This window comes from Frankia sp. CcWB2, assembly GCF_977927585.1.
This window is the reverse complement of the sequence record NZ_CDWRCM010000148.1, coordinates 7,038-11,394: the sequence shown is the minus strand read 5'-3', so window position 1 is coordinate 11,394 and position 4,357 is coordinate 7,038. Positions and strand designations below refer to the sequence as shown.

At 69.8% G+C, this 4,357-nt stretch carries 5 protein-coding genes; 2 read left to right on the top strand and 3 right to left on the bottom strand.

Annotated features, from left to right (window positions below; translation table 11 throughout):
• Positions 1-151 precede the first annotated feature (151 nt).
• The gene (locus tag ACY45C_RS15330; RefSeq protein ID WP_462188275.1) at positions 152-976 is read left to right on the top strand and encodes a hypothetical protein; all 825 of its coding nucleotides are present in this window, start codon (positions 152-154) and stop codon (positions 974-976) included.
• Between the two features lie 70 nt (positions 977-1,046).
• Here ACY45C_RS15330 and ACY45C_RS15325 read toward each other — a convergent pair whose 3' ends face one another.
• A complete protein-coding gene (locus ACY45C_RS15325; protein ID WP_462188274.1) occupies positions 1,047-1,949 on the bottom strand; it encodes an AEC family transporter in 903 nt (300 codons plus the stop codon).
• A gap of 102 nt (positions 1,950-2,051) precedes the next feature.
• A complete protein-coding gene (locus ACY45C_RS15320; protein ID WP_462188273.1) occupies positions 2,052-2,264 on the bottom strand; it encodes a hypothetical protein in 213 nt (70 codons plus the stop codon).
• 203 nt (positions 2,265-2,467) lie between these two features.
• On the opposite strand from ACY45C_RS15320, the gene ACY45C_RS15315 reads away from it, so the two are divergent.
• Positions 2,468-3,682, top strand: a complete 1,215-nt coding sequence (locus ACY45C_RS15315) for an alkane 1-monooxygenase (RefSeq protein WP_462188272.1) — start codon at positions 2,468-2,470, stop codon at positions 3,680-3,682.
• 81 nt (positions 3,683-3,763) lie between these two features.
• Here the strand turns inward: ACY45C_RS15315 and ACY45C_RS15310 are convergent.
• Positions 3,764-4,357, bottom strand: a 594-nt coding sequence (locus ACY45C_RS15310; RefSeq protein ID WP_462188271.1) for a lysophospholipid acyltransferase family protein, incomplete at its 5' end; no start/stop codon positions are given.

Sequence of the window (4,357 nt, the reverse complement as noted above, 5' to 3'; positions counted from 1 at the left end):
TGCTAGGAATGCTCCGGGGTCGGATCTGCCGTGGTGGCCGGGCCCAGCGGCCTAAGGTGGCCGGACTCGACCGAGCAGGAGCCGGACTGGACCGAACCGGCGTGGTGTGTCCGGTCGTCAGGCACATCCGCGCGGCGGAAGGTGACACGGGATGATCGAAGCGCAGGGATTCACGGCCTCACCGGGGCATACCGACCTCGGACGGCCTGGCAGCGGTCTGGACGCCATCGACGTGCGCCGGATTGAGGCCGTGTGCGCGCCGCTGCGCGCGTTGCACACCGAGGGTCTCCTCGCCGGCCTGTTCGACGGCCTCGACGAGGCGGCGGCCCTCGTTGATCTGGTGGCACGGTACTGTGTCCTGGACCACGCGGCGCTGCTGATCGCCGTGGACGACTTCGAGGCCGCGCTCGCGGCGTTGCCCGCTCTTGGCGTGCGGCCGAGCACGCTGGTGCCCAGCGTCATCGTGAAGGCCCGGCTGGCCGAGCGCTACGCGGTGCGCGCGGAGCTGCTCGACGTGCGTCTCACCCACGCCGCGCTGCGGTCCAGTGCGGGCGCGGACCGCACGTTGGAGATCTTCATGCTCCGGCGGACACTTGGGCTACCGGCCGGGCTCATCGAACAGGAACGCGTGTTCGAGCTCGAGCGGCACTTCGCGATGCGGCTCCCGGACCCAAATCCGGTCATCATCGAGGGACTGCGCTGGGTGTTGCGGACCCGGGCCGAGTTCCACTGGGACGGTGGCGGCTACAACCCGCATGACCGGCCGGCTGCCGGAGGTACGAACGTGCTGTACTTTTTGCGTCTCGCGCCGGACGGTAAGGGGGGTGTCCGCCGCGAGCGGCTGGAAATCAAGTTCTTCGGCGATTTCTCCGCCATCGCGGACACACATCTCGCCCCGTGCGCCGACGGCGCGCCCGCGTGGGAGGTGCCGCCCGGTGCGCCGCACGCATGGTCAACCCGCCCACGTAGGCTGTGATCAGCACGCCGGGCGCCCGCCGCAGCGGTGACTCCACTGGAGGACGAGCACGACTCAGGCCCCCACCTCCTCAGGCCCCGAGGAGTAGCGCCCAGACCGCCAGGCTCACGAACGATAGCGGAACCCCGACTCCCACCAGCAGGCTTGGCAACGGTGCCGCGAGTTCGTGACGGGCGGCGATGAGTGCGCCGGCGACCATCGGGGGCATCGCCACCTCGAAGAGGGCCACCCGCACGTCATGATCTCTGACGGTCCCCGTCAGTGCGTAGATCCCCACCACGAGCGCGGGCGCGGCGACCAGCTTGATGCCGAGGCCGAGGGCCAGCTCTCGCCACCACACCCGGACCGCACGCACCTGGAGTTGCAGACCGATGGAGAACAGGGCGAGTGGGGTGAGGGTGCCACCAAGCGACCCCAGTGCGGCGTTCAGCCAGTCCGGGAACGTCACCGGCCGCAGGACGAGCGCGGCTACCAGGGCGATCAGCGCCGGAGCGGTGAAGACCCGACGGGCGAGCTCGGCGCGGGAAAGCGATGCGCCGGCACTGATCGTGACCGTCCCGAGGACCACCGTGTTCAGCAGCAGGAAGGAACCGAGCTGATCCACAAGCACGGCGACCGGGACCGACGACGCGCCGAAGAAGGCGGTCACCATCGGGAGGCCGACGAAGCTTGTGTTCGCCACTGCGGTTGTGGCGATCAGGGCGACGACGACCTCCCGCGGCATCCGCAACGCTCGTCCGGCCAGCACGTAGCCGGCCGTCGTCAGGACGAAGAGCAGATAGGGCGCGGCGATGACGAGCGCGAGGTTCGGCGGGAAGACGATGCCGTGCATGGCGCGCAGCGTCAGAGCGGGCAGGGCCACGTCCAGCAGCCAGATGTTGATCACATGGGCGGTATCCGCGGGCAGTCGTCCGCGGTGCCGGACCCCGATGCCCGCCACCAGGCCGACGAGGAGCACGATCAGTGCGGACATTCGGCCATCGTGGCAGCCGGGGTTCCCGGAAGGCGCCGGGATGCGCCGGGCGTGGGACAGGCCACGCGGCCGGCCTGGGGCGGGGACCGGTGCGCGGATGGATCACGGCCGGTGGGTCCGGCGGCGCCGGTGCCGTCGCAGTAGCCGGGGCAGCAGGATGTTGGCGGCGAACAGCACGGCGGCGAGGACGTAGTTGCCCGCACCCAGCCGTTCCTGGCCGGGCAGGGGAAGCAGCGTGTACGTGATCAGAACAACGGCGGACAGCAGCAGGGTGCCGACCATCACCCCGCCGATCCAGGGGGGCGAGTCGGTCATCGAACGGGACCGCCGGCCCGCGGGCGACGGCGTCACGCCACCTGTTTGCACGGGTCTTGCTCCTCGATGTGACCGGCGTTCTGTTGTCAGCGTATATGACACGTGGCAGGCTCACTGTCCAGTTGTGGTGCGCCGTCAGGGGTTTTCGCCCCGTGGTGGCGGTCGGCGCGGTCGGCGGTCCAGCCGGCAAATCGGAGGTACCGATGGCGGCACCTGTCCTCACCGCGTCCGGCGGCTTCGCCTGGCGGGACGGCAAGCGGTACATGTGGCTCACCGCGATCATCGTCCCGTTGCTGGCCATCGTGGGATACGGACTGTGGCATCGAACGGGTGTCGGGCTGTACTGGTGGATCACCCCGCTCTTCGTCTTCGTCCTGGTTCCGCTGCTCGACATGACCACACCGCCGGATCCGGTCAATCCACCGGAGGAGATCCGGGCCGCGCTGGAGGCCGACCGTTACTACCGCCGGTGCACGTATCTCTACCTGCCGCTGGCGGGCGTCGGCCTGGTGCTGGGCGCCTCGGCCTGGGCGAACGGCGACCTGTCGTGGTCCGCCCGGATCGGAGTGGTGGTGTCGGTCGGCACCGTGACCGGGGTGGGCATCACCACCGCGCACGAGCTCCGCCACAAGCGAGGGATTTTCGAGCGGTGGTTGGCGAGGTTGATGCTGGCGCCGACCGCGTACGGTCACTTCTCCGTAGAGCACAACCGGGGCCATCACGTGCGGGTAGCGACGGCGGCGGACCCGGCGAGTGCCCGGTTGGGGGAGAGCTTCTGGCGGTTCTGGCCGCGGACCGTCGTCGGTAGTCTGCGTTCCGCCTGGTCGCTGGAGGCCGCCCGGCTGCGGTTGCGCGGCCGACGGATCTGGTCGGTGCGCAACGAGGTCGTGCTCGGCTGGTTGCTCACCGCAGTGTTGTTCGCGACACTGGCCGTCGCGTTCGGGCCGGCCGTGCTCGTCTTCCTCGTCGCCCAGGCGGCCTTCGGGTTCACCTTGCTGGAGGGGGTCAACTACATCGAGCACTACGGCCTGGCCCGGGAGCTGACCCCGAGCGGGCGTTATGAGAAGGTCGACCCCCGGCACAGCTGGAACAGCGATGCCGTGATCAGCAATCTGGCGCTCTATCAGTTGCAGCGACACAGCGACCACCACGCCAACCCGACCCGGCGCTACCAGGCACTGCGGTCCTTCGAGGCCTCTCCCCAGCTACCGGCGGGGTACGCTACGCTCCTGCTCGCGGCGTATCTCCCGCCGGTGTGGTTTCGGCTGATGGACGACCGCGTTGTCGAGCATTACGGCGGGGACGTCACCCGGGCGAACCTGCACCCCGCGCGCCGGGCCGCTCTGCTGACCCGGTACCGGCCGCCGTCCGGTACCGAGGCCGACGGGCCTCCGTCCCGGGGCGGTGCTCGTGGGTGAGCACTTCCTCGAAGAACGCACGGTAACCGCGCAGAGTCGTCCGCGGGATCGCCGGTCGGCAAGGGTTCCGACGGGGATCTGTCAGCTCTGGCCGGATTCCTCGGAGGTGCTCTGCTTGGCGGCGGCGTCCTGATCGGCCGGCCGAGGAGGAGCCGAGCCACCGAGATGCGCGGGCAGCCACCAGTCCGGCTCGCCCGGCGCGGGCCGCGGGTAGCGGCGCTGCGCATCGTCGAGCAGCTCGTTCATCACCTTCTCCAGCAGCGCCGTGCCGTCGCGGCCCTTACCCAGTTCCGTGAGCTGGACGGGCCTGCCTACCGTGATCGAGACGCGGACGCCGATCGCGTCCCGCAGGCTGAAGGGCCGTCCCTTGGTGAAAATGCGCTGGCTGCCCCAGAGAATCACCGGGATCACCGGCACCTTCGTGTGAGCGGCCATCCGGGCCGCCCCGGTCTTGAATGTCGCCAGACAGTAACTCGGACTGATCGTCGCCTCGGGGAAGACGCCCACGAGTTCCCCGGCTCGCAGTGCGTCGAGGGCGTGGCGCAGAGACGCCGCGCCGGCCTCCCGGTCGACCGGGATGTGGTGCATGCCGCGCATGAGCGGCCCGCTGATCCGGTGGTCGAAGACTGCCTTCTTGGCCATGAACCGGACCAGCCGACGCTCCGCGATCCAGAA

What these genes read in the sequence shown, in the direction of transcription:
- ACY45C_RS15330 (WP_462188275.1), top strand. Translation starts at nt 152, where the DNA reads ATGATCGAAGCGCAGGGATTCACGGCCTCACCGGGGCATACCGACCTC.
- ACY45C_RS15325 (WP_462188274.1), bottom strand. Translation starts at nt 1,949, where the DNA reads ATGTCCGCACTGATCGTGCTCCTCGTCGGCCTGGTGGCGGGCATCGGG.
- ACY45C_RS15320 (WP_462188273.1), bottom strand. Translation starts at nt 2,264, where the DNA reads ATGACCGACTCGCCCCCCTGGATCGGCGGGGTGATGGTCGGCACCCTG.
- ACY45C_RS15315 (WP_462188272.1), top strand. Translation starts at nt 2,468, where the DNA reads ATGGCGGCACCTGTCCTCACCGCGTCCGGCGGCTTCGCCTGGCGGGAC.